3 protein-coding genes are annotated in these 3,059 nt (G+C 29.8%); all 3 read left to right on the forward strand.

Annotation, left to right across the window (positions count from 1 at the left end; all coding sequences use genetic code 11):
• Window positions 1-166: 166 nt before the first annotated feature.
• A complete protein-coding gene (locus JCM9157_RS22775; RefSeq protein WP_035668764.1) occupies window positions 167-376 on the forward strand; it encodes a hypothetical protein in 210 nt (69 codons plus the stop codon).
• Window positions 377-507: 131 nt separating this feature from the next.
• The gene (locus tag JCM9157_RS24805; RefSeq protein ID WP_156321518.1) at window positions 508-660 is read left to right on the forward strand and encodes a hypothetical protein; all 153 of its coding nucleotides are present in this window, start codon (window positions 508-510) and stop codon (window positions 658-660) included.
• Between the two features lie 330 nt (window positions 661-990).
• Window positions 991-2,949 (forward strand): ATP-dependent nuclease, encoded by a 1,959-nt coding sequence (locus tag JCM9157_RS22780; protein ID WP_035668765.1) that lies wholly within the window; start codon window positions 991-993, stop codon window positions 2,947-2,949.
• The last annotated feature ends 110 nt before the right edge of the window (window positions 2,950-3,059 follow it).

Raw genomic sequence — 3,059 nt, forward strand, 5'->3', positions numbered from 1 at the left:
CACACAGAATACTTGATATTCAATAACTCCCAATTTTTTATTAAGTCTGTGATAAATTGTACTTAAAGGAACGGGCAGAAGAGTTGAAGAAAAACGTTGTAAAAATTTGTATTATTTGATTATCATTGAACTATCGGAGCAGAAGCTCTCAGTTAAAGGAGATTTTATGGGGAAGTATTTATTAGGAGTAAAAATTAGTTATTTTGGTTTCGGGATAACTACTGCTGGTTCCTTTGTATATCCTTTAGGGTTTATACAAGATATATTGGTTTTCTTTTTCATGTTATTGGTCGGTACTTCACTTATGGTTATAGGCAAACTCATAAGTGAAAAGGCAGAGAAAAGCAATAGTAACAATGAGAAATTCTTAAACTAAAGGAAGCTTGAGCGAAAGAGTGGGAGCTGTCGTCACGGCAGCTTCTTTGGCTTATTGCGCTAACGGGCAGGTTAATGGAACAAACCAATTGGATTTTTATGGTGAAATAAATACTTAGAGGAGGATTTTTGATGGTTGTCAGTTTAATCATATTAGGGTTTATTTTATTGATTTTAGGGGTTTTAACACCTATTGCTACGGGGACAAGTATTTTGATTTCAGTAATTTTATTTGTTATAGCAATCGTACTTTCATTTAAAAAGAGAAAGGCAATGAATACCTGAGTTTTAAGCTAACGGGGGCTTTACTTTAACAAAGATATAGCTTAAAGAGCCTAAATTATGCAAGTTTTTAAACATTACTTGTTATATAGGCTCTTTTTTTTATTTTAAAAATTTCATCATATGGAATACATTAGGTTTTAAACCTAATTTCCAATTGAATGTGTCATTTTAGTTGAGCAATAACTGTGCCATTTTACTTGACGGTCACACCTTCTAATTTACATATAAAATTAAAAGAAGGATATTTATGGATTTTATTGTCAATCTATGTAAAAATATAGTTAGCAGATATGATTCATTAGTAATTTATTATTTTAGGAGGTGGTATATATGAAGATAGGTACAATTGAAATTAGAAATTATAAGTCTGTTAAACATTTAGTTGTTAATGTAGATTCTTTAACAGCAATAGTAGGAAAGAATAATTTTGGAAAGTCAACAATATTAGATGCTTTACAATGTTTCTATGGAGATAAAACAGTAGATTTAGAGAATTTTCATATGGATACAGACGAAGATATTGAAATAGTAGTTACTTTTAAAGACATTACAGAATTAGATGTTGAAAGATATTTTGGATACAACGGTATGCAGGCAAAAGTTAATTTGAGAATAAAAGATCGTGAAGCTGACGAAAGTTATGTTATAAAGCAGTTAGAAAAGCTAAAGCAAGATAGAGAAAAAAAGTTCCAGGAAACTATTGAAAAGTACGGATTAGACTATCCAGATAAAAATGAAATAGTAGTTACTTTTAACTGCCCCAAGACTCAAAAGACATCTTATAAGATAAACAATGAAATTTCAATTTCTAAGACAGATTTATTAAAATTTCTCCCTCCAATAAAAATTGTATCCGCTATCAGAACACCTGATAAAGAAACAACGGCAGGTACAAAAACAAACCTCAAAGAGCTAATTTCTCTACTACAAAGCGAAAATAATAAAGAAGATTATATTGAACTTCCTAAAATCGATGGAAAACTGTCATATGAAGAAGTAAAGTCACTTATTTCTCAGAAGGAAGAAGAAAAATGCAATTTACTTTCTCAAAACTTAACAGATAATTTCCAGAATGCGATAAATACTGATACGTTAGCTGTAAAAGTTAAAATTGACAACTCTTTCAAGTTTGACTTTAAATATAAAACTGTTTTAGTTGACAAAGATATTCCTGGAAGAGAAGTTGATATTCTTGCTTGCGGTACAGGACTACAAAGTATGATGATTTTATCTATTTTACAAACGTATATAACCTTAAGGAAAGATGACAATTTTATTCTGTTAATAGAAGAACCAGAAGTATATTTGCATCCGTCACTTCAAAGAAAAATGATAAATACATTATTAAAACTTAGTGAAAATAACCAAATCTTACTAACCACACATTCACCAATAATAATAAGTAAGATTGATAAAGAAAATGTGCATTGTGTAAACAAAGAAAAAGGTGTTACTACATTGGTAGAAGCAACAGTCGATAATATTGTTGAAGAGTTAGGTGTTCAAATTTCTGATATTTTAAATAAACAGAATGTATTATTTGTTGAAGGGAAGGATGATACTCAATTATTTACACTATTGATAGATAAAATTGCTGTTTATAAAGGCTTGGGTTCTGGTTTCTCTGAAAAATATATTGATATTATACAAACAGACGGTTTTGATAAAATGAGTTTTTATGCTAATGCACAAATATTACATAAGGATGCTGTTAAGTCTAATTTTTGGGTAATTACTGATTCGGATGGAGAATTAGTAGAGGATAGAGTAGATTGGTTGATGAAACGGGGGGTAGAAAATGGTCTAAATATTGATAAGGAGCAATTTTTAGTTTTGTCAGAGTATGCAATTGAATCCTATTTTTTAGATCCCAAATTGCTTAGTGTTGCGTTGGAGTTAGATTATGAGGATATTTCGCATTTGTGTGATTGCTATTATAAAAACTATGAGGAAAAATTATTTGAATTAAGAGAAGGTAAAAGCAAGATGAATAAAAAAACCTTTAGGAGTGTTTTCAAACCAAAAATTTTATTCTCCGATTTAGACAAAAAAGAGAATGTTATAGAACACTTACTAAATAAAAACTACAATGCCGATGAAAAATTTAAAGATGTTAGAAAATCATTTATTGAGTTATGGAATAGCCAAGCTGATCCAATTGATAGTTTTGTAAACAGCTTTGATTATTCAGAACTTGTTGATTCTAAAATGGAAGAAATGGTAACTCGTTTGGAGGCTGTGGTGGAGGCAGTATCTAAACAGGTTGGGGCTTATTCTACCAGTAATTAATGTTTATGGCGGGGAAATATAGATAAAAATTTTATGAGAAAAAGTGGTTAATACTCTTATTAAGTTTTTTAACTGAATATGAAGAAGGTATCCTTAAACCTTAATACTAC

It is taken from the genome of Halalkalibacter akibai JCM 9157, from assembly GCF_000513135.1.
GTDB classification, from domain to species: Bacteria; Bacillota; Bacilli; order Bacillales; family Bacillaceae_D; genus Halalkalibacter; species Halalkalibacter akibai.

Coding starts and splice junctions, on each gene's coding strand:
- JCM9157_RS22775 (WP_035668764.1), top strand. CDS start 167: ATGGGGAAGTATTTATTAGGAGTAAAAATTAGTTATTTTGGTTTCGGG.
- JCM9157_RS24805 (WP_156321518.1), top strand. CDS start 508: ATGGTTGTCAGTTTAATCATATTAGGGTTTATTTTATTGATTTTAGGG.
- JCM9157_RS22780 (WP_035668765.1), top strand. CDS start 991: ATGAAGATAGGTACAATTGAAATTAGAAATTATAAGTCTGTTAAACAT.